The sequence below is a fragment of the Paracoccus marcusii genome, assembly GCF_006151785.1.
Lineage (GTDB): Bacteria > Pseudomonadota > Alphaproteobacteria > Rhodobacterales > Rhodobacteraceae > Paracoccus > Paracoccus marcusii.
Genome location: NZ_VDDD01000050.1, coordinates 1 through 24485, shown reverse-complemented (window position 1 = coordinate 24485; position 24485 = coordinate 1). Strand labels below are relative to the sequence as shown.

Here is a 24485-nt window from a genome sequence, read left to right as displayed (position 1 = left end):
GACGGGCTGTCCGCGCCCGCGGTCATGGCGCAGGCCGCGGGCGTGGTGCGCGCGCTGCTCGCCTGCCTGCCGGAACTGGCGGGGCGTCCGGTGATTCTGGCGCAGGGCGCGCGGGTGGCCTTGGGCGATGCGATCGGGGCGGCCACGCGGGCGGGCATGGTGCTGATGCTGATCGGCGAACGGCCTGGACTGTCGGTGGCCGACAGCCTTGGCGCCTATCTGACCCATGCGCCTCGGATCGGGCTGCGCGACAACGCGCGCAACTGCGTGTCGAACATTCATCCGAACGGGGGGCTGTCCCATCAGGCCGCCGCCGAACGGCTGGCCTGGCTGGTGATGCAGGGGCGTCGGATCGGCGCGACGGGCATCGCGCTGAAAGACGAAAGCGGCGGCAGCGCCCTGCTGCCGCCACGGGCTTAGTCGGCGATCCGCGCCACGGCGGCACCGGCACCGGTCGCGATCTGCAGCGCGGCCCACTCCTTGGCGGCGTCGTTGCGGGCCGATGCGGCCTGCAGGCGTGCCGCCGCACGCTGGCGGTCGGCGTCCAGCAGATCGACCAGCGGCAGGGCGCCCGCCTCGAAGTTCGTGCGCGCCAGGGCATAGGCCCGGTCATAGCTGGCCGCCGCGCGGTCCAGCGCATCGACGCGCTGGCGCAGGCGGCGCAGGTTCGACTGGCTGGTCTGCACATCCTCGACCGAGGCCGCGACCTGGCTGCGCCATGCCAGATCGGCTTGGCGCGCCTCGGACACGCGGCGGGTGCGGGTCGCGCCCAGGATGCCCTGATTGGCCACCGGCAGGCTGATGCGCGGGCCAAAGCCCCAGCCCGTCGCCCCGCCCGTGTCGCTGACCGTGCCCGTCAGCGACAGCGAGGGCAGCATGTCCGCCGTCGCGACCCCCACTGCCGCCAGCGCCTGCACCAGATCCTGCTGGGCCGCGCGCACGTCTGGACGGTTGCGCAGCAGTTCGGCCGGGACCCCGGTGCCGGGGCCGGGCGGGATGCGCAGCGCGCCCGATCCGCCCTGCATCTGCGACATCAGCGGCCCGGCCTGCTGGTTCAGCAGCGTCGACAGGCGATAGACCTGCGCGTTGAACTGTGCCTCGAAGGCGGGAAGGTCGGCCTGCGCGGTCTGCAGCAGTGCCTCGGTCTGGGCGATGTCGAAATCGGTGGCAAGGCCCAGGGCCTGGCTGTCGCGGGTGACGCTCAGGGTGGCCTGGCGCGCCTCGATCGTGTCGCGGGTCAGAGCCAGCGCCTGCTGGTTGTAGCGCGCGTCGGAATAGGCGCTGATGACCTCGGCCAGCCATGCCAGCCGGGTGACCTGGGCCTGCGCCTCGGCCGATGCGACGCCCGCAGCGGCCCCTTCGCGGGCACGGCGCGCGCCCCCGAACAGGTCGAACACGAAGCCCGCCGACAGGTTGGCGCTGCTGGTATAGCCGGTCGCCTGACCGTCGCCGCCCGACCGCACGCGGCTGGCCGATGCGGGCTCTCCGCTGATCTGGGCCGCTAGGGGCTGGGTGGCCTGTAGGTCGGCCGCCGCGGCACGGATGCGTTCGTTGGCGGTGATGATGTCCAGGCTGGTGTCCAGCCCGTCCGCGATCAGCCGCGACAGGGTGCGGTCCTGATAGCCCGACCAGAAGGCCGTGGTGCCGACCTGGCCCACGGGGCCGCCGCCGCCTTCGGCGAAGGCGCCCTGGACGCGGGTGTCGGGCAGGGCGGTGGGGTCGGGCCCCACCGCCGCGCAGGCGGAGATCATCAACAGCGCCGTCAGCGACAGTGTCGCGCGGGTCATACGGGGAAACGTCACGAGGTCTTTTCCTTCTTGCGCGACAGCAGCGACCGGATCTTGAGCACGGCCACATAGAAGACCGGCACCAGGAAGATCCCGATGACGGCAGAGGAAGCCATGCCGCCCAGAACGCCGATGCCGATCGAGTTCTGCGCCCCCGCACCGGCGCCCGACGCGATGGCCAGCGGCAGCACGCCCAGCATGAACGCGAACGTGGTCATCAGGATCGGGCGCAGACGCTGGCGCGATGCGATCAGGGCGGCCTCGACCACGGTCTTGCCCTCCTTGACCTGCGCCTCGGCGAATTCGACGATCAGGATGGCGTTTCGGGCGGCAAGCCCGATGGTCGTCAGCAGACCCACCTTGAAGTACACGTCGTTCGACTGTCCGAAGAACAGCGCGGCCGCCAGGGCGCCCAGGATGCCCACCGGAACGGTCAGCATGACCGCCAGCGGCACCGACCAGCTTTCGTACAGCGCGGCCAGCGACAGGAACACGACCAGCGCCGACAGCGCGAACAGAAGTGGCGCCTGGTTGCCCGACAGCCGTTCCTGGAACGACAGCCCGGTCCATGCGGTGCCATAGCCGCCGTCCATGTCCGCCACCATCTGTTCCATCACGTCCATCGCCTCGCCCGAGGACAGGCCGGGAACGGCCGCTCCGCTGAGCTCCAGCGCCCGCGTGCCGCCGAAACGCGCCAGCGATTGCGGTTCCTGCTGCCAGCTTTGATCGGCGAAGGCGCCGAAGGACACCATTTCCCCCTGGCTGTTGCGGGCATACCAGCGTTCGATGTCCTCGGGCTGGCTGCGGCTTGCGGCCTCGCCCTGGACCACCACGGGCCGCAGGTCGTTGCCAAGCGCAAAGTCGTTCACGTCGCGCCCGGCAAAGATCACAGACAGCATCGCGTTCACGTCACCGATGTTCAGGCCAAAGGCCGCGGCCTTCTGCTGATCGATGTCCAGGCGCAGGGCGGTCTGGGTGTTGGCGGTCTCGTTGCCGCGCAGGTTGGTGACCTGGCCACCGGCCTGCGCATCCGCGACAAGCTGGTTGGCGGCGGCGGCCAGTGCGTCCTGGCCCTGACCCGTCTGGTCCACCAGGTACATGGTAAAGCCGGAGGACGTGCCCAGGCCCTGGATCGCGGGCGGCTGCAGGGCAAAGATCTGGCCCTGGCGGTTGGTGGTGAAGAAATAGCCGTTCGCCCGGTTCACCAGCGACGCGATGTCGAACCCGTCGCGTTCGGCATAGTCGCGCAGCTTGATGAAGACCAGCGCGTTGCTTTGCCCGGTCCCGCCGAAGCTGAAGCCAAGCGCGGCAAAGACCGATTCCACCGTATCGGTTTCCTGGGTCAGCAGGTACTGCTCGACCTTTTCGACCAGGGCCTGCGTCTGCTGGGTGGTCGATCCGTCCGGGCCCTGGATGATGGCCAGGGCGACGCCCTGATCCTCGTCGGGCAGGAACGATCCGGGCAGGCGGTCGAACAGCGTCATCACGCCGAACCCGATCGCGACCAGGACGATCAGCATCCGCAGCGGGCGCTTCACCAGCCGCGTGACGATGCCGACATAGCCGGTCGTGGTCCGGTCCAGGTTGCGGTTGAACCAGCGGGCGGGGGCGATGCCGCCCTGGCCATGCTTGCGCGCCTTGAGCAGGCTTGCGCACATGGCGGGGGTCAGGATCACGGCCACGCCCAGCGACAGGATCATCGCGGTGATGATGGTGATCGAGAACTGGCGATAGATGACCCCGGTGGCGCCGGTCTGGAACGCCATCGGCAGGAACACCGCCGACAGGACCAGCACGATGCCGACCAGCGCCGAGGTGATCTCGTCCATGCTCTTTTCGGTGGCCTCGACGGGGCCCAGGCCCTCTTCCTCCATCACCCGCTCGACGTTCTCCACGACCACGATGGCGTCGTCGACCAGAAGGCCGATGGCCAGCACCAGCGCGAACATCGTCAACGTGTTGATCGAGAAGCCCGCCACCGCCAGCACGGCGAAGGTGCCCAGCAGCACGACGGGGATCGCCACCACCGGGATGATCGTCGCCCGCCAGCTTTGCAGGAAGACCAGGATCACCAGGAACACCAGCAGCACGGCCTCGGCCAGGGTCTTGTAAACCTGGCTGATCGACTTTTCCACGAACGGGGAGGTGTCATAGGGATAGGTGATCTCGACTCCGGCGGGCAGGGCGTCGGCAAGGCCGTCGATGGTGTCGCGCACGGCGGCGGCGGTCGACACGGCGTTCGCGCCGGTGGCCAGGTTCACGGCGACGGCCGCGGCCGGGTTACCGTTGTAGCGCGAGCTGCCGCCATAGCTTTCCTGACCGATCTCGATCCGGGCGACGTCGCCCAGAAAGACCGTCGATCCGTCGGGATCGACGCGCAGCAGGATGCTCTCGAACTCCTCGACCGTCGACAGCTGCGACTGCGCGGTGACCGACACGGTCAGCCGCTGGCCCTCGGCGGCGGGCTGCGCGCCCAGGTCGCCCACGGTGACGTTGGTGTTCTGCGCGGCCACGGCCGCGGTGACGTCGGCGGGCGTGACGCTGTACTGGACCATCTTCATCGGGTCCATCCAGACCCGCATCGCATAGCCCGAGCCGAAGGTGTTGATCGACCCGACGCCCGGCGTGCGCTTGACCGGATCCTCGATGAACTGCGAGATCAGGTCGCCCAGCTGGACGGTGGTATAGGTGCCCTCTTCCGCCGTCAGCGCCGCCACCAGCAGGATCGAGCTGGTCGAGCGTTCGACCTGCACGCCCTGCTGCTGCACCACGTCGGGCAGCTGCGACGTGACCAGCTGCAGCTTGTTCTGCACCTGGACCTGGGCGATCTCGGGGTCGACGGTGTCGTCGAAGGTCAGCGCGACCGATGCCGACCCCGGCGTCGAATTCGACGTCATGTAGGTCAGGCCGTCGATGCCGGTCATCGCGTCCTCGATCACCGTGGTGACCGAGGATTCGACGATCTCGGCCGAGGCGCCGTTATAGGTGGCCCGGACCTGCACCGTCGTGGGTGCGATCTGGGGATACTGTTCGATGGCCAGGCTGTTCAGGCCAAGCGCGCCGACCAGCATGGTGATCAGGGCGATCACCCATGCAAAGACGGGCCGGTGAATGAAGAAACGTGCCATGCGCGATTACTCCGTCGCGCCGGCGGGGGCGGCATCCGCCTCCGCGGGGGCTGCGTCGGCGGGGCCGGTGTCGGTTCCCGCGTCGGCCGCGGCTGCGTCGGGGGCCGTGTCGGCGGAGGCCGCATCCGTGGGCGCTGCATCCGTGGGGGCTGCATCGGCGGGGGCGCCTTGGGCGGGGGCCTGTTCGCGCACGACGCCGGTTTCGTCGATGGTCACGGGGACGGTGACGACCTCCATGCCCTCGGCCAGCCCTGTCAGACCGTCGACGACCAGGGTCTCGCCATCCTCGATGCCGTCGGTGACGATCCACTGGTGCTTGTAGGTGCCGTCCTCGGTCAGCTGGCGCTGGCTGACCTTGCCATCCTCGACGACCCAGGCCGTCAGGGTGCCGACCTTGTCACGCGTGGCCGACGACTGCGACACCAGGATCGCCGAGGTCACGCCCAGATCGACCTGCCCGCGCAGGAACATGCCCGGCAGCAGCAGGTTGTCGGGATTGTCGAACCGGAACCGCGTGTCGATCGACCCGGTCGAGGTCGACACGGTCACGCCGGGCGCGACCAGCTGGCCAACCGCCTGGTATTCGCGGCCGTTCTCCAGCGTCAGGGTCGCGGCCAGTTCGTCGTTCAGGCGCAGGTTGCCGTCGTTGATGTCGTCCAGCACGCTGAGGAAGCGCGACGAGGGTTCGTACATGTCGACCTCGATCGGGTCCAGCTGGGTGACGGTGGCCATGGCGTCCGCCTGTCCGGCGGTCACCAGATCGCCCACCGATGCCGCCGACACGCTGGCGATGCCCGACAGAGGGCTGGTGACCGTGGTCCAGCCCAGTTCGGCCTGTGCCAGCGTCAGGTCGGCCTCGGCCGATTGCAGCGCGGCGTTCGCCTGGTCCAGCGCGGCCTGGGCCTGTTCGACCTGGGCCTGGGTCGTCCCAGACCCCAGCAGCTGCTGGGTACGGTCAAACGACGACTGCGACTGCGTCACCTGCGCGCGGGCAGAGGCGACCTGCGCCTCGGCACTGGCCAGGTTCGCCTGATAGGTGGTGTCCTCGATGCGGAACATCGGGGTGCCCGCCTCGATCGCGGCGCCGGGATCGTACAGGATCTCGGTCACGATGCCGCCGACGCGGGGGCGGATGGCGGTCTCCGACACCGCGACCGCGCGACCGGGCAGGGTCACGATTCGCGGAACGTCCTGAACCGCCACCTGCATGACGCCCACCTGCTTGGGCGGCATCCCTTCGGGCGCCTGTGCCCATGCCGCGGAGGTGGACAGAATCGCGGCGACCATGGCGGCGCCGGTCGCAAGGCTGTGTTTCGGCATCATCTTTGTCCTGGATAAGCACCCGACGGGGCGTCACTGTTGCGCGCTGATTGCATGTTTTTGCGGACTATGCAATGTTTGCTTCGACTGCACGAGGAGACTGCCCCGAAAATGACCAGCAACCTGCGCGACCGCCGCCGTCAGCAGACCGCCCGAGAGATCCAGCTGGCCGCGCTGCGGTTGAGCATCCGGTCGGGCTATGCGGCGGTCACCACCGATTCCATTGCCGCCGAGGCAGGGATCAGTCCGCGCACCTTCTTCAACTATTACGCCAACAAGCAGGCCGCGGTCCTGGGCATGCCGCCGCAGCTGGAACCCTGCACGGCCGATTGGATCGTGACGTCCAAGGGGGCACTGATCGACGATCTGGCGCTGTTGCTGGGACGGATGCTGGAACTGAAGGACCTGGACCGCCAGGTCGTCCGCATGATCGAACAGGTCTGGGACACCACCCCCGAGCTGATGGCCGTGTTCCGCAATTCGATGGACAACATCGCCCTGACGATCGGCGGGCTGCTGCACGCCCGCCTGGGCCCCGACCGCCAGGCCGAGGCGATGCTGATCGCCGAACTGGCGACCCACGCGCTGTCGCATGCCGTGCGCACCTGGGCGGGGGACGAGACGATGACCGAATCCGACATTCCCGACATGCTGCGCCAGCAGATGCGGCAGGTCGGCGCGCTGCTGACCTAGAAGGTCAGGCGGGTGCGGCGGCTGTCCGCGTCCAGCGTCACCTGCAACGTGCCGTCGATCTGCGATGTCGCCCCCTCCAGCAGGATCGAGCCGAAGCCCGCATCGGGTTCGTCCTGCGCCCGCGGCGCGTCATAGCGTTCGGTCCAGTCCAGCACCGCCCCGTCGCCATCGCGCCGCCACGTGATCTGCAGCGCACCGTCGACCGGCCCCAGGACGCCGTACTTGAACGCGTTCGTGGCCAGTTCGTGCAGGATCAGCGACATCGGGACCACCAGGCGGGCCGGGATGGTCAGGTCGTCACCGCCGCTGTCGATCCGCGCACCGTCATAGGGCGCCAGCGTGGTCGCGATCAGATCGGCCAGAGGCAGCTGCGATTTGGTGCCCCGCGCCGTGGTCAGTCCATGAGAGCTGGCCAGCGCATTGATCCGGGCAGAGACCTCCTCGACCACGGTCTGGGCGTCGTCGGTCTCGCGGGCTGCCATCCGCAGCATCGCCGAGATCTGGGTGAACAGGTTCTTGACCCGGTGGTCCATCTCGGAAATCACCGCTTCGCGCAGCGTGGCGGCCGATTGCGCGGCGGTCACGTCCAGCATGACCCCCAGCACGCGGCAATCGCCGTCGTCGGTCCCGAACCGCGCGGCCGCCGTCTCCAACCGCACGGCGGAGCGTGCGTCGGACGAAGGCGACACCACGCGCCGAAAGGCCGTGCCCGCGGCGCAGGCCTGCAGGTCGGCCAGCAGCCCGTCACGGTCGGCGGGCGCGATCAGGGCCGCGAAGGCCGACAGCGGCAGCTGCGCCGTCTGGCCCAGGCCCAGCAGGTCCGAGCTGTCGTCGATGGTCAGCATCCGCGATGCGGCGTCGTAATGCCAGACCGCGATCCGCGCCATGGACCGCACCGCGTTCAGCCGCTCCTCCTGCCGCTCGACCTCGACGCGCAGGTCGCGCAGCGCGGTGACGTCCTCGAAGACCAGCATGGCGCCGTCCAGATGCCCCTCGGGGCCGCGATAGGGCTTGGCATCGACGCGCCAGACGCGGGTGCCGCCGGCCTCGACCAGCTCGGTACCCTGCGCCTCGCCCTGGCGGGCCACCTCGGCCGCCATCGACAGCAGGACGTCGCTGGCAAAGACGTTGGACACGTCGGCCAGGGGGCGGCCGTGATCGGACCGACGCAGCGGAAAGATCTGCAGCGCCGCGGCGGTAAAGTTGCGCACCCGCACGTCGCGGTCGACAACCAGCAACGGGATCTTGGTCGCGGAAAAGAAGTTCTGCAGGTCGCTGTTGGCGGCCGTCAGGTCGTCGATCTTGGACTTCAGCTCGTCGTTGACGGTGCTCAGCTCCTCGTTCGTGGACTGAAGCTCCTCGTTCATCGACATCATTTCTTCGTTCGAGCTCTTCAGCTCCTCGTTCGCGGTCTCAAGCTCCTGGACGGCGCCGTGCAGCTCGATCCGCGTCAGGCGCAGCTGCTCCTCCAGCAGGTCCGACCGGGATTCGGTGACGCTCAGCTCATCCGTCTCGTCCAGCGTGTCGGGCAGGGCCTGTACGCCCGCGTCGTGAAATACCAGCAGGACGCTGCGGTCGGGCAGGGGTTCCGCGAACAGGGTCACCGGCTGCGCCCCCAGGTCGGACCGCGCCAGCAGGTTGCGCAGGATCGCCGCGCGGCCCGTTCCGGCCACCTGGTCCAGCGCGGCGGTCACTGCCTCCTTGAGGCCCGGATGCACGATCTGCGGTGCCAGGATCGGCTTTCTGGCGGTCGGATCGACGGCCAGGAAACGGCCCAGCCTGCCCGCCGTCCACAGGACCTCTCCCGCAGGGGACACCTGCAGCGAGGCCGGCGCAAACCGGTCCAGCACCCGGCGCTGTGCGGCAAGGGCCCCGTCGCGGGCCGCACCGTCCTCGGCCTTGCGGCTGCGGGTGGCGGGGGCGGGGCGGTCGCCCTCGGACCGCAGGAACGGCATGTCCAGCGGCAGGCGCGCGGGCGTCGCGTCACGCTGGAACAGCCGCGCGGGGCGGTCCAGCTCGGTGAAGTGCATGGATTCGCGACGCACCCCTTCGGACGGGCCAAGGAACAGGTAGCCGCCGGGGCGCAGGGCATAGTGGAACAGCGGCAGCACCTGAGACTGCAGATCTTCGTCCAGATAGATCAGCAGGTTGCGGCAGGAGATCAGGTCGACCCGCGCAAAGGGCGGATCGCGCAGCACCGAATGCAGCGAGAAACGCACCCGGTCGCGCAGCTGCGGCGTGATCTGCATCAGCGCGTCGCGATGTGTGGTATAGGCCGCGCGCATCTCCTCGGGGATGTCGGCCAAGGCGCTGATCGGATAGGTGCCGGCGCGGGCGATCTCGATCATCTTCTTGTCGATGTCGCTGGCGAACACGGTGAAGCGGGGCCGCAATCCGGCGGCGCGCATTTCCGTATCGATCAGCATCGCGACGGAATAGGCCTCCTCGCCGGATGAGCAGCCGGCGACCCAGACGCGCAGCTCCTCTCCGTCGGCGGCCGCGACCATCGGGCGGATCGCCTGTTCGCGCAGGGCCTGGAACATCTCGGGGTCGCGGAAGAACCGCGTCACGTTGATCAGGAACTCGTTCAGCAGCGCCTCGCATTCGTCGGGATGGCGCTGCAGGTGGCGCAGATAGTCGCGCGTACCGTCAATGTTGAGGACCTGCAGCCGTCGGCGGATGCGCCGCACCAGCGTCGTCATCTTGTAGCCCGAGAAATCGTGCCCGCACCGGTCCAGCAGGTGTTGGCAGATCAGCCGCGCATCGGCCAGCATCGCGTCGTCGGCCTGCTGCGTTTCGCTGGAATCGAAGAACTGCAGGATGGCGGGCACGATCCGTTCCGGCGGCAGAACATAGTCCACCAGCCCGGTCGACTGCGCCGAGAGGGGCATTCCGTCATACCGGGCGGTACGCGGTTCCTGGATGACGCAGATGCCGCCATGTTCCTTGACCGCGCGCAGCCCCAACGTGCCGTCCGCCCCCGTGCCCGACAGGATCACGCAGGCAGCGGCCGGGCCGCGGTCATGCGCCAGGCTTTCGAAGAAGTCGTCGATCGGGCGGCGCAGCCCGCGCGGCTGGTCGAAATCGGTCAGGTGCAGGCGTCCGTCGCTGATCAGCATCCGCGCGCCGGGGGGGATGGTATAGACATGACCCGGCTGCAGCACCGTGCCGTCGGTCGCCTGCTGCACGCTGAGCGCGGTGCGCCGGTCCAGCAGTTCGGCCAGAACGCTGTCATGCGTCGGGTCCAGGTGCTGGATGACGACATAGGCAGCCGGGTCCTCGCGCCGCACATCACGCAGCAGGTCGTGCAACGCCTCGAGCCCCCCGGCCGAGGCGCCGATGCCGACGACGGCGAAGGGCGGACGCGTGGTGGCGCGTGGGGGCGAGGCGTCATTCATCGCGCAACGTGATCCTTGCAAGCGTGCTGATCGAACGGGCGATCAGCCCCGTGGAATCCGACATGATCAGTCCGAACTGTCCCGCGGCCCGGCGCAAGTCCGCCATGTTGCGGCTAAGTGCCACATCATCGCGCGCGATCGTTCCTGCCGCGTCCGATGCGGTCACGTCGAACTGCGACCCGATCACGAAACGCAGCGTGCCGTCGCCGCCGCGCAGCTTGGACATGAACACCAGGTTCATGAACGACCGCCCGTCGCGGGTGCGGTTCATAACCGGGAACCGCCCGTCGTCCTGTGCATCGTCGGCCAGGAACCGCGACATCGCGCCGATCTGGTCCCGCGGCGTTGCGGAGGATTGCAGAAAGCGGCAGTTGCGGCCCAAGCTGTCATCGGCGTCAAAGCCGGTCAGCCGGCAGAAGGCGTCGTTGACCATGCACAGCGGCATGTCGGGCATCGCCGCCGCCAGGGAAATGGCGATCCGCGACCGCGCGATCTGGGCGCGCAGGGCTTCGGGCAGCGTGGGGTCGAGCATCGTCATCCTGTTGCGGCGGGCCATGTCCCCGACGTTCAACCGTACAATATTAATCCCCGCCCCCTGGAACAAGTCACGTTTTTGCCGCCTGTCCGGTGCTGGCACGGACCACCAGATCGACGCCCAGAGTGATGCTGTCGGTGACCTGCTGGCCCTGCATGCGGGCCAGCAGGACTTCGGCGGCGCGCCGGCCAAGGCGGGCGCGGTGCTGGCGGATCGTGGTCAGGCCGGGGCTGCTGTAGGCCGCCATCTCGATGTTGTCGAACCCCATGACCGAGATGTCCTGCGGCACCCGCAGCCCGGCCACGATCAGCCCGTGCATCAGGCCGATCGCCATCTCGTCGTTGTCGCAGAAGACCGCGGTGGGACGGTCGGGCATGGCCAGCACCTGCGCGGCCATCTGCTGGCCGAACCGGGCGGTGAAATCGCCGGTGATGCTGTCCTGGGGGCCGGGATCGGGCAGGCCCGCCTGCGCCAGCCCCTGCAGGAAGCCCTGGCGGCGCGACAGGGTCAGCGAACTGCCCTGCGGCCCGGTCAGGTGCAGGATGCGGCGGTGCCCCAGGTCGGTCAGATGCCGCGCGGCAAGGCGGCCCCCTTCGACATTGTCGGCCAGCACGCGGGGGGCGGACAGGCCGTCGATCCATTCGCAGGCCTGCACCAGGGGCGGACAGCCGGGACGGGCGAACAGGCCCGCCTCCATCTGCCCGTCCAGCACGATCACCCCGTCCGAGCGCGACCGCGTCAGATAGGGGCCCAGCACCTTCATCGCCGGCTGGTCAGGCACGGCGGTCGTGTCCATCACCAAAAGGCTGAGGTTGTGGCGGCGCAGCACCTCGGAGATGCCCGACAGGATCTGCGAGAAGAACGGATTGGCCAGGTTCGGCACCAGCGCCAGCACGCCGCCCACCTGCTGCTGACGCAGGTTTCGGGCGGTGAAGTTCAGCGTGTAGCCGGTCTGCGCGATCGCCGCCTCGACTGCCTTGCGCGTGGTTTCCGACACGATCGACGGGTTCGAGATGGCCCGGCTGACCGTCGCCACGGACACCCCCGCCAGCTTGGCGACATCATGGATTCGGGGTGGACGCGATTGATCTGACACAAGAAACCTTTGTTCGGGACAGCATCAGGCTTAGCGGAAAAATTGATGTTGTAAACCTTTTCATCCTGTGAGAACGTCAGATGAAACCGATTACATGACGCGGAATCGGGCAAGGGGAACTTCGGAGGGGAAGTTCCGGGAGGATGTATGAAGACGATCAAGGGCCCCGGCCTTTTCCTGGCCCAATTCGTGGGCCCGCAGGCACCGTTCGACAGCTTTGGCGCGATCACGGCATGGGCTGCCGATTGCGACTATCTGGGCGTGCAGGTGCCGTCGGGGGCGGAGGCACTGATCGACCTGGATCTGGCCGCGATCTCGACCACGTATTGCGACGATCTGAAGGGGCAGGCCAACGGTTTGGCCATCACCGAACTGTCGGCCCATATCCAGGGTCAGCTGGTCGCCGTCCATCCGGCCTTTGACGAGGCGTTCGACGGGTTCGCGCCGGCCACGCTGCGGGGCAATCCGACGGCCCGTCAAGCGTGGGCGGTGGACCAGATGCGCAAGACCATCGATGCGTCGGCCAACCTTGGCCTTGACCGGATGGCGGCGTTCTCGGGCGCGCTGGCCTGGCCGTACTTCTATCCTTGGCCGCAGCGCCCCGCGGGCCTGGTCGAGGCGGCATTCGATGAACTGGCCGCCCGCTGGCGTCCGATCCTGGACCATGCCGACAGCCGCGGTGTCGACATCTGCTTCGAGATCCATCCCGGAGAAGACCTGCACGACGGCGTCAGCTTCGAGATGTTCCTGGACCGTCTGGACCAGCATCCGCGGGCCAAGATGCTGTATGATCCGTCGCACTACCTGCTGCAGCAGCTTGATTATCTTGAGAACCTGGACATCTATGCCGACCGGATCGGCATGGTCCATGTCAAGGACGCCGAATTCAACCCGACTGGTCGGCAGGGCGTCTATGGCGGCTTTCAGCCCTGGGCGCAGCGCGCCGGCCGTTTCCGCAGCCTGGGCGACGGTCAGGTCGATTTCGGCGCGATCTTTTCCAAGCTGGCGGTGATGGGGTTCGACGGCTGGGCCGTGGTCGAATGGGAATGCGCGATCAAGCACCCCGAGGACGGTGCCCGCGAAGGGGCGGCCTTCGTGCGCGACCACATCATCCGCGTGACCGACCGCGCTTTTGACGATTTCGCCGATGGGGGTGCCGACATGGAAGCCAACCGCCGCATGCTGGGGCTGTCCCGATGAACCGCCCGATCCGTCTGGGCATGGTCGGGGGCGGCGAGGGGGCGATGATCGGCAACGTCCATCGCATCGCCGCGCGGCTGGATGGCCGGTTCGACCTGATCGCCGGCGCGCTGTCCTCGGACGAGACGCGCGCGGCCGAGAGTGCGCGTGCCTTGGGCATCACCCGCAGCTATGGCGATTTCCGCCAGATGGCGCGTGACGAGGCTGCCCGTTCCGACGGGATCGAGGCCGTGTCGGTCTGCACCCCGAACCACCTGCATGAACCCGTGTCGCGCGCCTTTCTGGAACAGGGCATCCATGTCATCTGCGACAAGCCGATGACCGCGACGCTGGACCAGGCGCAGGCCTTGGCCGACCTGGCCGGGCGGTCCGATGCGCTGTTCATCCTGACGCACAACTATTCCGCCTATCCCCAGATCCGGCAGGCCCGGGCAATGATCGCGCGCGGCGATCTGGGCGCTCTGCGGCTGGTCCAGGTCGAATACGCCCAGGATTGGCTGACCCAGGACACGGACAGCAAGCAGGCCGCATGGCGCGGCGACCCGGAACGCGCGGGTGCCGGCGGCGCGATCGGCGACATCGGCACGCACGCGTTCCAGTTGGCGCGGTTCGTTACTGGCGAATTGCCCAACCGGCTGGCCGCAGACCTGACCAGCTTTGTCCCCGGCCGCAGGCTGGACGACAACGCGCATATCCTGCTGCGCTATGCGTCGGGGGCCAAGGGGATGCTGTGGGCCTCGCAGGTGGCGCCGGGAACGGAGAACGGCCTGCGGCTGCGGGTCTATGGCGACAAGGGCGGCCTGGAATGGCAGCACGACATGCCCGAGACGCTGAGATACACCCCCTTCGGCAAGCCGGCGCAGATCTTGCGCCGCGCCGGGCCGGGCAGCACCCAGGACGGCAGCCGCGTGCCCCCCGGTCATCCGGAAGGATACCTGGAGGGGTTCGCGAACCTTTACGCCGAAGCCGCGCAGGCGATCCGCAGCGGCACCATGCCCGACACCCTTCCCGGCATTCGCGACGGGCTGGAGGGGTTGCAGTTCATCGACGCCTGCATCCGGTCGAACGCGGCGGATGCGGCCTGGGTCCAGGTGACGCCATGACCGATCCCATCCTGGCGCTGAACGGCGTCACCAAGTCCTTTGGTCCCATCGAGATCCTGCACGGCGTCGATTTCGCCCTGCATCCCGGAGAGGTCCACGCCCTGATCGGCGAGAACGGCGCAGGCAAGTCCACGACGATGAAGATCCTGGCCGGATACCTGGACCCCACGGGCGGGCAGGTGACGTGGCAGGGCAAGCCCATCACCTTTGCCGGGTCGGACGAGGCCGAGGATCTGGGCATCATCATGATCCATCAGGAGTTCAACCTGGCCGAACACCTGTCGGTCGACCAGAACGTCTTTCTGGGCCGCGAACTGCGGCGCGGGCTGCTGCTGGATCACAAGGCGATGCGGGCGCAGACGGCCGATCTGCTGGGTCAGCTGCAGTGCCGGGTCGATCCGGGCACGCCGGTCAACCGCATCTCGGTCCCCGACAAGCAGATGGTCGAGATCGCCAAGGCCCTGTCGCGCAAGGCGCGCGTCTTGATCATGGACGAACCGACCGCCGTGCTGACCGAACGCGAGACCGAGGTGCTGTTCGCCCAGATTGACCGCCTGCGGGCGGAAGGGGTGGCGATCCTGTACACCTCGCACAAGCTTGGTGAGGTCAAGCGCATCGCCGACCGCGTGACCGTCCTGCGCGACGGCACGATGGTGCGGTCGGACCTGACCGCCGACGTCACCGAAGACGACATGGCCACCGCGATGGTCGGGCGCGAGCTGTCGGACCTGTTCCCGCCCAAGGCCGCCCACGGGGCCGAGCCGATCCTGGAGGCGCAGGGCGTCAGCGTGCCCGGTGTGGTCCATGACGCGTCCCTGGTGCTGCACCGGGGCGAGGTGCTGGGCATCGGCGGCCTGGTCGGATCGGGGCGCACCGAACTGGCCGAGGCCATCGCGGGCCTGCGCCCGCGCAGTGGCACCGTGCGCCTGAAGGGGCAGGACCTGCCCGCCAACCACGTCGCGCAGGCGATGCGGGCCGGGCTGGTCTATCTGACCGAGGACCGCAAGGGCGCGGGTCTGTTGCTGGACAAGACGCTTCGCGAGAACCTGACCCTGGGCCAGCTGGACCGGTTCGGCAGCCCCCTGATCGACCGCAAGCGCGAGGAGGCCGCGCTGGACACGGCCATCGGCGACTTCGCGATCCGCGCGCCCGAACGCGGCATGGCGGTGGGCGATCTGTCGGGCGGGAACCAGCAGAAGCTGCTGTTGGCCAAGACCCTGCTGTCGGACCCCCAGGTGGTCATCATCGACGAACCCACCCGCGGCATCGACATCGGCACCAAGCAGCAGATCTATACCCTGATCGCACGGTTGGCCGCCGAAGGCCGCAGCATCATCGTCATCTCCTCGGAAATGCCCGAACTGATCGGTCTGGCCAGCCGCGTGGTCGTCATGCACGCTGGTCGCATCGTGGGCGAACTGGCCGACGCGGCCGTGACCGAGGGCAATATCGTGCGTCTGGCCATGGGGATGGACCATTCCCAGGGCGGACATGAAAAGGACAGCGCCGCATGAGTATGGCAACCACCGCCCCGACCCGGCGTCCCAGGGTCAATCTGGCCGTCGTCGCGCCCATCGTGGCGCTGATCGTGCTGGTGCTGATCGGCATGGCGCTGAACCCGAACTTCCTCAGCTTTGCCAACATCACGAACGTGCTGGCGCGATCGGCCTTCATCGGCATCATCGCCATCGGCATGACCTTCGTCATCACCGCGGGCGGGCTGGACCTGTCCGTCGGGTCGATGGCGGCCTTTGTCGCAGGGCTGATGATCTTGGTGATGAACATGCTGACCGAAAGCATGGGCGGCGGGCTGCCCGTCATCCTGATCGGCATTGCGCTGGCGCTGTTCACGGGACTGGCTGCGGGCTTCATCAACGGCATCCTGATCACCCGCGCCGGCATCGAGGCGTTCATCCTGACCTTGGGCACGATGGGCATCTATCGCAGCCTAGTGACCTGGCTGGCCGACGGCGGCACGCTTTCGCTGGGCTATGAGATGCGCGAGCTGTACCGGCCCGTCTATTACGACGGCATCCTGGGGATCAGCTGGCCCATCATCGTTTTTGCCGTGCTGGCGATCCTGGGAGAGATCACCATGCGCCACACCGCCTTCGGCCGCCACTGCGCCGCCATCGGTTCGAACGAGAAGGTCGCGCGCTATTCCTCGGTCGCGGTGCTGCGGGTGCGGTTAATGACCTATGTCCTGCTGGGCACGCTGGTCGGCATCGCGGTCGTGATGTACGTGCCGCGCCTTGGATCGGCATCCGCCACCACGGGCCTGTTGTGGGAGCTGGAGGCGATCGCCGCGGTGATCATCGGCGGCACCCTGCTGAAGGGCGGCTTCGGCCGGGTCTGGGGCACGGTCGTGGGGGTCCTGATCCTGTCGCTGATCGGCAACCTGCTGAACCTGACAGACTTCGTCAGCCCCTATCTGAACGGTGCCATCCAGGGCGTCGTCATCATCCTTGCCGTCGTGCTGCAGCGCAATACTGGCGCCGCACGCTGATTTTCACCTGTGGGAGGAGTAACCACCATGAGAAAGACCCTGATTGCCACGACCGCCCTGATGAGCCTGACCGCTGTCCCGGCGCTGTCGGAAACCATCGGCATCTCGATCCCGGCGGCGACGCATGGCTGGGCGGGGGCGCTGAACTTTCACGCCGAACGCACCGTCGCGCGGCTGTCCGAGGCGAACCCCGATCTGGAATTCGTGCTGACCACGACCTCCGATCCCGGGCAGCAGGTGTCGGACCTTGAGGACATGGTTGCCACCCGCGGCATCGACGCGCTGGTCGTCCTGCCCTTCGAATCCGAGCCCCTGACCGGCCCGATCCAGCGCATCGCCGACAGCGGCGTCTGGGTCACCGTCGTCGACCGCGGCCTGGCCCAGGAGGGCATCGAGAACCTGTATGTCGCGGGTGACAACGACAGCTTTGGCCGCACCGCAGGAACCTATTTCGCCGATACCCTGGACGAGGGCGCCAAGGTCGTCGTGATGCGCGGCATCGCCTCCACCGTCGACAACGAGCGCGTGGCGGGTTTCGAGGCTGCGCTGGAAGGGTCGGGCATCGAGGTGCTGGCCATGGATCACGGCAATTGGAACCGCGACACGGCCTTCAACCTGATGCAGGACTGGCTGTCGCGCTTCCCCGAGATCGATGCGGTCTGGGCGGCGGATGACGACATGGCCGTTGGCGCGCTGGCGGCCATCGACCAGGCCGGCCGCACCGAGGAGATGTTCGTCGTCGGCGGCGCCGGGATGAAGGAGATGGTCCAGCGCATCCAGGACGGCGATCCGACGGTTCCGGTGAACGTGACCTATCCGCCGGCGATGATCTCGACCGCGATCGAGATGACCGCTTTGGGCCTGACCTCCGGTGCACCCATGTCGGGCGAATTCATCATCGCCTCCCAGCTGATCACCCCGGAGAACGCCGAGAGCTTCTATTTCGAAGACAGCCCGTACTGACGACGACGCGGCGCGGGATGTGACCCGCGCCGCATTCCGACCCCGGAGGAGGGGGTCGTTCCGCCCCGAAATGTAAACGGTTTCATATTTCGCCCGAGGGCGTGACCGGGGCCTGCATCAAAGGGAGGATAACCATGACCGATCTGTCGGACCGCGCGAGTATGACCCGGCGCGGACTGTTTCACGGCGCCAGCGGCCTTGCGGCGCTTGGGGCGGGGCTGGGGGCGGTGCCCCTGATGGCCCAGGATGCGCAGCCTGCGGGGCTGCAGGGCAACATCAACCATTCCGTGGCGCGCTGGACCTTTGGCGACCTGCCGCTGGCCGACCTGTGCCAGCTGGCCCGCCAGACCGGCCTGGGCGCGATCGACCTGTGCGGTCCGGACGACTGGCCGGTGCTGGCCGAACACGGGCTGGCCAGTTCGATGTGCAACGGCGCCGAGATCAGCTTGGAGGATGGCTGGGCGGACCCTGCCAACCACGACGAACTGACCGAACGTTATCTGCGTCACATCCCGCTGGTCGCGGAGGCGGGGCATGTGAACCTGATCTGCTTCAGCGGCAACCGCCGGGGCATGTCCGACGAAGACGGCCTGCGCCATTGCGCCGAGGGCCTGTCGCGCATCCTGCCCGCCGCTCGCGATGCCGGGGTCGTGCTGCAGATGGAGCTGCTGAACAGCCGCGTCAATCATCCCGATTACATGTGCGACCACAGCGCATGGGGTGTGGCGCTGTGCGAACGGCTGCAAAGCCCGCAGTTCAAGCTGCTCTATGACATCTACCACATGCAGATCATGGAGGGCGACGTGATCCGCACCATCATGCGCGACCATCGCTGGTTCGGGCATTACCACACCGCCGGCAATCCCGGCCGCAACGACCCCGACGACAGTCAGGAACTGAACTATCCCGCGATCTGCAGGGCGATCCGGGACACGGGCTATCAGGGTTGGGTGGCGCAGGAATTCATCCCGCGCGACCCCGCCCCGCAGGCCGCCGCCGCATCGCTGCGCGACGCGGTGCTGACCTGCGACGTCTGAACGCCTCAAGCAATTTCTAGAAAGGAACGCCAGATGGCAGACAACATGCATTACGACGCGATCGTCGTCGGATCGGGCATCAGCGGCGGGTGGGCCGCCAAGGAGCTGACGGAGAAGGGCCTGAAGGTCCTGATGCTGGAGCGTGGCCGTAACATCGAGCATCTGACCGACTATGTGAACGCGGACAAGGAGGCCTGGGACTATCCCCACCGCGGCACCGCGACCATGGAGATGAAGGACAACTATCCCGTCCTGTCGCGCGACTATCCCCTGAACGAGCAGACCTTCGGCATGTGGGCCAACGAGCAGGAGAATCCCTATGTCGAGGCCAAGCGCTTTGACTGGTTCCGGGGCTATCACGTCGGCGGGCGTAGCCTGATGTGGGGTCGCCAGTCCTATCGCTTCTCGGACACCGACTTCACCGCCAACGAACGCGAGGGGATCGCGACCGACTGGCCGATCCGCTATGCCGACATCGCGCCCTGGTACGACCATGCCGAACGCTTTGCCGGCATCTCGGGGACGAACGAGGGGCTGGACATCCTGCCCGACGGGCAGTTCCTGCCGCCCATCCCGCTGAACATCGTCGAAAAGGACGTGGCCGCACGCCTGCGCAACGCGTTTGGCGGCAAGCGGTACCTGATCAACAGCCGCGTGGCCAACATCACCGAGGCACTGCCCGACCAGAACCGCGTCGCCTGTCAGTATCGCAACAAGTGCTGGCTGGGCTGCCCCTATGGCGCCTATTTCAGCACCCAGTCCGCGACGCTGCCCGCCGCGATGGCCACGGGCAACCTGACGCTGCGGCCGTTCTCGATCGTCAAGGAGGTCCTCTACGACAAGGACCGCAAGCGCGCGACCGGGGTCGAGATCATCGATGCCGAGACGAACATGACCTATGAATACACCGCAGACGTGGTGTTCCTGAACGCCTCCAGCTTCAATTCGACCTGGGTGCTGATGAACTCGGCGACCGATGTCTGGGAAGGCGGCCTGGGCTCGTCATCGGGCGAGCTGGGCCACAACGTCATGGACCACCATTTCCGCGTCGGCGCCGAGGGCCGGGTCGAGGGGTTCGATGACAAGTACTACTTCGGGCGCCGTCCGGCGGGCTTCTACATCCCGCGTTTCCGCAACATCGACGGCGAGGAGCGGCCCTATACCCGCGGCTTCGGCTATCAGGGATCGGCCAGCCGCCAGGGATGGCAGCGCGACATCGCCGAACTGAACATCGGTGCGGACCTGAAGCAGGCGCTGTCGACGCCGGGCAACTGGACCATCGGCATGACCGGCTTTGGCGAGATGCTGCCCTATCACGACAACGCCATCTCGCTTGACCGGGGCACGACGGACAAGTGGGGCCTGCCGGTCCTGTCCGTCAGCGTCGACCTGCGCGAGAATGAGATGCGCATGCGCGAGGACATGAAGCAGGACGCCGTCGACATCCTGGAGGCCGCCGGGGTCAAGGACGTCAAGCCGGTCGACCGCGATTATGCCCCCGGCATGGGCATCCACGAGATGGGCACGGCACGCATGGGCCGCGATCCGAGGACCTCGGTCCTGAACGGCGACAACCAGGTCTGGGATGCGCCGAACGTCTATGTGACGGACGGGGCCTGCATGACCTCGGCCAGCTGCGTGAACCCGTCGCTGACCTACATGGCGCTGACCGCGCGTGCGGCGGATCACGCCGTCAAAGCCCTCAAGAACGGAGATCTGTGATGAACCGTCGCGACCTTCTGACGATGATCGCCGCCGTCACCGGGACGGCCATGCTGGGTGCGGGCCGGGTGATGGCCTATGTCCCGACCGAGACCGGAGAGAACCTCTTCACCCCCGAGGATGCGGCCTTCCTGGACGAGGTGGCCGAGACGATCATTCCCGCCACCGACACGCCGGGCGCCAAGGATGCGGGCGTGGGCGCCTTCATGACCCAGTTCGTCAGCGACTGCTATGACGCCGAGGAGCAGGCGGCGTTCCGCGACAGCATCGACACGCTGAAATCCGAGGCCCAGGCACAATTCGGCAAGCCGTTCGAGGATCTGACCGCCGAGGAGCGCCAGCAGATGCTGCAGGAGGCCATGGTCGCCGCCAGCGCCCAGGCCACCGTCGTGGCCCAGGCCAAGGAGGAGATGCGCATCCAGGCCCGCGATCAGCAGCAGTCGGCCGACACCGCCGCCACCGCGCAGGCCCAGACCGAGGCGGACCTGCCGGCGCTGCACTGGTTCACGCCGATCCAGCAGCTGACGCTGTTCGGGTTCTTCACCTCCGAGGTCGGCGCGACGCAGGTGCTGCGCTATGAGCCGGTGCCGGGCGAGTACATCGGCGATCTGGAGTACGACGGCGGCCCGGCCTGGGCCACCTGATCCCGCCAACGGCCCCGGCATGTCCGGGGCCGCATTCTTTCGCAAAGGACATTGCCATGAAACTGATGACATCGATGGCCGCGCTGCTGGCGTTGGCCGCCCCCGCCCTGGCCCAGGACGCCCCCGAGCCGACGCGCGAGGAACGCCAGGCCCAGTCCCGCGTGACCGAGATCGCGGGCCCCGAGCCGCGGCTGGTCCAGACCCCCGAGGGCGAGCCGCCGTCGGACGCGGTCGTGCTGTTCGACGGGACGAACCTGGACGGGTGGGAATCCGTGAACGGCGGCGCGGCCCAGTGGGTCGTCGAGGATGGCGCGATGCGCGTCGCGCGCGGATCGGGTGACATCCGCACCACGGAAAGCTTCTGCGACGTGCAGCTGCATGTCGAATGGCGCTCTCCGCCGAACAACGAGGGGCATGACAGCCAAGACCGCGGCAACAGCGGCATCTTCCTGCAGAGCCGCTATGAGGTGCAGGTTCTGGACAGCTTCGAGAACCCGACCTATGCGAACGGGCAGGCGGGGTCGATCTACAAGCAGCACCTGCCGCTGGTGAACGCCTCGCGCGCACCCGAAGAATGGCAGACCTACGACATCATCTTCCAGGCGCCGATCTTTTCGGACGAAGGTGCGCTGCGCCGTCCGGCCCATATCACCGTCCTGCATAACGGCGTTGTGGTGCAGAACCACGCCCAGATCCAGGGTGTGACCGAATGGATCGGCTATCCGGCCTACGAGGCGCATGACTGCGCGCCGATCCAGCTGCAGGACCATGACGCGGATGTCAGCTTCCGCAACATCTGGGTCCGCCCGATGTGATCCGGCCGGGTCCGCCCCCCGCGGCGGGCCCCGGCATCGCCACCCGGCATCGCGACACGGAAAAAGGGGCCGCGACGATGTCGCGGCCCCAGTCAACCTGTCCGGCAGGGAGGGTTCAGCGCGTGGCGCTGTCCGGCAGGTTTTCCGTCAGGAAGGTGGCGCCGGTCATCACGACCTCGGCGGCATCCAGGGGCTGGTCATGCTCGATGATGTACCACTGCGCGCCGGCCTCCTCGGCGGCGGGCAGGATCGCGGCCCAGTCCAGCGTGCCTTTGCCAAGCGCCTTGAAGCCCCGCTCGTCCTCGGCCTCGCCCTCGGGGGCGTTGTCCTTGGCGTGGATCGCAAAGACGCGGTCGTCGAAACGGCCCAGATACTCGACCGGGTCCAACCCGCCGCGCGCGACCCATGCCAGGTCCAGCTCGGCCATGACGTCCTCGCCCGCGGCCTCCATCATGATCTCCAGCGCGGTGCGGCCGTCGAACTCGACCATCTCGAAATCGTGGTTGTGATAGGCCAGCGTCATGTCCGCCGCCTCCAGCGTCTCGCTGAGCGCGGCCAGCTCCTCGCCCAGGGCGGTCCAGCCGGCGGCATCCGCAGGGCGGTCCTCCTCGGCCAGATAGGGGACGGTGATGACGTCGTTGCCGATCGCCTTGTTGAAATCGATCACCGCCTGCGCGTCGGCGCGCAGATCGGCCAGCTGGGCATGGGTCGAGATCGCCTCGATCCCGTACTCCTGCAGCTTGGCCGACAGGTCCTCGGCGGTGCTGTCCTGCATGCCGACGGTCTCCACCGCGGTCACGCCCGCCGCCTGGACAGCGGCCAGCTGTTCATCCAGCGTGCCGTGGTCGCGCAGCGTATACATCTGGACCGCGATGGGCAGGTCGGACGTGGCCGCATCCTGGGCCATCGCCATCGGTGCCACCAGCGTGGCCAGTCCACCGATCAGGGCGGTTCTTGCAAATGTCATGATCTTCTCCTCTGGTCCCCGCTCCTCCGGGGGTTGTCCACAGATGTAATGGGTTTCATTCCGTCTGAAAAGGATTACATTCACACAGGCCCGGCTTTTTGCTGCCCGGATCGGCACCCTACCGCCGCAATGCTTGCGCTGAGCGCCGTTTCGCCCTAGGCCCCCGCTGCGCCAACCAGAGGACATCATGGCCCAAAACGACCTGGAAGCCCGACATCTCGATACGCTGGACCGCGACCTGGGGCGGTTCTCGGCGCTGGAAAACGCTACCGCCTATGTCGCGCGCCCGCTGGTCGCGCCGGGCGTCGCGCTGGCCTTCGTGCTGCTGGCCGGGCTGGGGGCGATGGTCGCCTTCGGACAGACCGACAACACGCTGATCGTCGTGGTCGCGGCGATCTTCGGCGCCTACATGGCGCTGAACATCGGCGCCAACGATGTGGCCAACAACATGGGCCCGGCGGTCGGCGCGAATGCGCTGACCATGGGGGGCGCCATCGCCATCGCCGCCGTGTTCGAGACCGCGGGCGCCCTGATCGCGGGCGGCGACGTGGTCAGCACCATCTCTCGCGGGATCATCGATCCGCAGACGATCGGGACCGACGGCATCTTCGTCTGGGCGATGATGGCGGCGCTGCTGTCATCGGCGCTGTGGGTGAACCTGGCGACCTGGATCGGCGCGCCGGTCTCCACCACCCATTCCATCGTCGGCGGCGTGATGGGCGCGGGCATCGCCGCGGCCGGGTTCGGCGCGGTCAACTGGCCCACGATGGCGACCATCGCGGCCAGCTGGGTGATCTCTCCGGTGCTGGGCGGGCTGATCGCCGCGGCCTTCCTGTGGTTCATCAAGGCGCGCATCATCTATCGCGACGACAAGATCGCGGCCGCGCGCGTCTGGGTGCCGGTCCTGATCGGCATCATGGCGGGTGCGTTCGCGGCCTATCTGGCGCTGAAGGGTCTTAGCCGCATCGTCGACGTGACCTTCTCCGGGGCGCTGATGATCGGCGCGGTGCTGGGCCTGGTCTGCTGGGTCGTCATGATCCCGGTGATCCGCCGCCAGTCGCGCGGGCTGGAGAACCGCAACAAGTCGCTCAAGGTGCTGTTCGGCATCCCGCTGGTCGTGTCGGCCGCGCTGCTGTCCTTTGCGCATGGTGCCAATGACGTGGCCAATGCCGTCGGGCCGCTGGCCGCCATCGTGCAGGCCCTGGGATCGGGCGGCACGGCAGAGGCCGTGGCCATCCCGCTTTGGGTGATGCTGATCGGGGCGTTCGGCCTGTCCTTCGGTCTGTTCCTGTTCGGACCCAAGCTGATCCGCATGGTCGGCAGCCAGATCACCAAGCTGAACCCCATGCGTGCCTATTGCGTGTCGCTGTCGGCGGCGCTGACGGTGATTTTGGCCAGCTGGCTGGGTCTGCCGGTCAGTTCGACCCACATCGCCGTCGGTGCGATCTTCGGGGTGGGCTTTTTTCGCGAATGGGACGCGGCCCGCCGCGCCCGCGCCGTGCAGGGGCAGGCCCCCGAACGCCCCCGCACCGCCCCCGAGGAGCGTCGCCGCCGCAAGCTGGTGCGCCGGT

The 24485-nt window shown here is 67.8% G+C and carries 19 protein-coding genes; 12 read left to right on the top strand and 7 right to left on the bottom strand.

Going from position 1 to position 24485, the window contains the following annotated elements; all coding sequences use genetic code 11:
* Positions 1–420 (top strand): ethanolamine ammonia-lyase light chain EutC (locus tag FHD68_RS09690; protein WP_208863756.1); only part of this gene is annotated, 420 nt, incomplete at its 5' end.
* Here FHD68_RS09690 and FHD68_RS09685 read toward each other — a convergent pair.
* Genes FHD68_RS09685 through FHD68_RS09675 form a run of 3 tightly spaced genes read right to left on the bottom strand, consistent with a single transcriptional unit; the run spans position 417 to position 6235 of the window.
* Complete coding sequence (locus FHD68_RS09685) at positions 417–1802, bottom strand: efflux transporter outer membrane subunit (RefSeq protein ID WP_045998781.1); 1386 nt, start codon at positions 1800–1802, stop codon at positions 417–419. The genes FHD68_RS09690 and FHD68_RS09685 overlap by 4 nt on opposite strands.
* Positions 1799–4915 (bottom strand): efflux RND transporter permease subunit, encoded by a 3117-nt coding sequence (locus FHD68_RS09680; protein ID WP_127898913.1) that lies wholly within the window; start codon positions 4913–4915, stop codon positions 1799–1801. The genes FHD68_RS09685 and FHD68_RS09680 overlap by 4 nt, the downstream gene beginning before the upstream one ends.
* A gap of 6 nt (positions 4916–4921) precedes the next feature.
* The gene (locus tag FHD68_RS09675; protein ID WP_127899404.1) at positions 4922–6235 is read right to left on the bottom strand and encodes an efflux RND transporter periplasmic adaptor subunit; all 1314 of its coding nucleotides are present in this window, start codon (positions 6233–6235) and stop codon (positions 4922–4924) included.
* A 111-nt stretch (positions 6236–6346) separates the two neighbouring features.
* Between FHD68_RS09675 and FHD68_RS09670 the strand changes: the two genes are divergently transcribed.
* Complete coding sequence (locus tag FHD68_RS09670; protein ID WP_052714870.1) at positions 6347–6928, top strand: TetR/AcrR family transcriptional regulator; 582 nt, start codon at positions 6347–6349, stop codon at positions 6926–6928.
* Here the strand turns inward: FHD68_RS09670 and FHD68_RS09665 are convergent.
* The 3 genes from FHD68_RS09665 to FHD68_RS09655 form a co-directional block, all read right to left on the bottom strand.
* Positions 6925–10326, bottom strand: coding sequence for a chemotaxis protein CheB (locus FHD68_RS09665; RefSeq protein WP_127898911.1), 3402 nt, complete (start codon positions 10324–10326; stop codon positions 6925–6927). The genes FHD68_RS09670 and FHD68_RS09665 overlap by 4 nt on opposite strands.
* Positions 10319–10864, bottom strand: coding sequence for a PAS domain-containing protein (locus tag FHD68_RS09660; RefSeq protein ID WP_167550386.1), 546 nt, complete (start codon positions 10862–10864; stop codon positions 10319–10321). Before FHD68_RS09660 ends, FHD68_RS09665 begins: the two co-directional genes overlap by 8 nt.
* Before the next feature lie 67 nt (positions 10865–10931).
* Positions 10932–11957, bottom strand: coding sequence for a LacI family DNA-binding transcriptional regulator (locus FHD68_RS09655; protein WP_127898909.1), 1026 nt, complete (start codon positions 11955–11957; stop codon positions 10932–10934).
* A gap of 147 nt (positions 11958–12104) precedes the next feature.
* Here FHD68_RS09655 and FHD68_RS09650 point away from each other — a divergent pair, with 147 nt between their 5' ends.
* The 9 genes from FHD68_RS09650 (at position 12105) to FHD68_RS09610 (ending at position 21947) form a co-directional block, all read left to right on the top strand.
* A complete protein-coding gene (locus FHD68_RS09650) occupies positions 12105–13157 on the top strand; it encodes a sugar phosphate isomerase/epimerase family protein (RefSeq protein ID WP_127898908.1) in 1053 nt (350 codons plus the stop codon).
* On the top strand, positions 13154–14260 hold the full coding sequence (locus FHD68_RS09645) for a Gfo/Idh/MocA family protein (RefSeq protein ID WP_127898907.1): 1107 nt from the start codon (positions 13154–13156) through the stop codon (positions 14258–14260). Before FHD68_RS09650 ends, FHD68_RS09645 begins: the two co-directional genes overlap by 4 nt.
* Positions 14257–15774 carry a sugar ABC transporter ATP-binding protein gene (locus tag FHD68_RS09640; protein ID WP_127898906.1) on the top strand — a complete coding sequence of 506 codons (1518 nt, stop codon included), beginning with the start codon at positions 14257–14259 and terminating at the stop codon, positions 15772–15774. The genes FHD68_RS09645 and FHD68_RS09640 overlap by 4 nt, the downstream gene beginning before the upstream one ends.
* A complete protein-coding gene (locus FHD68_RS09635) occupies positions 15771–16766 on the top strand; it encodes an ABC transporter permease (protein ID WP_045983178.1) in 996 nt (331 codons plus the stop codon). The genes FHD68_RS09640 and FHD68_RS09635 overlap by 4 nt, the downstream gene beginning before the upstream one ends.
* A 27-nt stretch (positions 16767–16793) precedes the next feature.
* A complete protein-coding gene (locus FHD68_RS09630) occupies positions 16794–17729 on the top strand; it encodes an ABC transporter substrate-binding protein (RefSeq protein WP_127898905.1) in 936 nt (311 codons plus the stop codon).
* Between the two features lie 134 nt (positions 17730–17863).
* Positions 17864–18766: a hydroxypyruvate isomerase family protein gene (locus FHD68_RS09625; RefSeq protein ID WP_127898904.1), complete on the top strand. Its 903-nt coding sequence runs from the start codon at positions 17864–17866 to the stop codon at positions 18764–18766.
* A 33-nt stretch (positions 18767–18799) separates the two neighbouring features.
* On the top strand, positions 18800–20488 hold the full coding sequence (locus FHD68_RS09620; protein WP_127898903.1) for a GMC oxidoreductase: 1689 nt from the start codon (positions 18800–18802) through the stop codon (positions 20486–20488).
* Positions 20488–21132, top strand: a complete 645-nt coding sequence (locus FHD68_RS09615; RefSeq protein WP_127898902.1) for a gluconate 2-dehydrogenase subunit 3 family protein — start codon at positions 20488–20490, stop codon at positions 21130–21132. Before FHD68_RS09620 ends, FHD68_RS09615 begins: the two co-directional genes overlap by 1 nt.
* Before the next feature lie 56 nt (positions 21133–21188).
* Positions 21189–21947, top strand: coding sequence for a 3-keto-disaccharide hydrolase (locus FHD68_RS09610; RefSeq protein WP_127898901.1), 759 nt, complete (start codon positions 21189–21191; stop codon positions 21945–21947).
* Between the two features lie 115 nt (positions 21948–22062).
* Here FHD68_RS09610 and FHD68_RS09605 read toward each other — a convergent pair whose 3' ends face one another.
* A complete protein-coding gene (locus FHD68_RS09605; RefSeq protein ID WP_127898900.1) occupies positions 22063–22914 on the bottom strand; it encodes a sugar phosphate isomerase/epimerase family protein in 852 nt (283 codons plus the stop codon).
* 187 nt (positions 22915–23101) lie between these two features.
* Between FHD68_RS09605 and FHD68_RS09600 the strand changes: the two genes are divergently transcribed.
* Positions 23102–24485: inorganic phosphate transporter (locus tag FHD68_RS09600; RefSeq protein ID WP_139085597.1), on the top strand; the 1384-nt coding region annotated here is incomplete at its 3' end.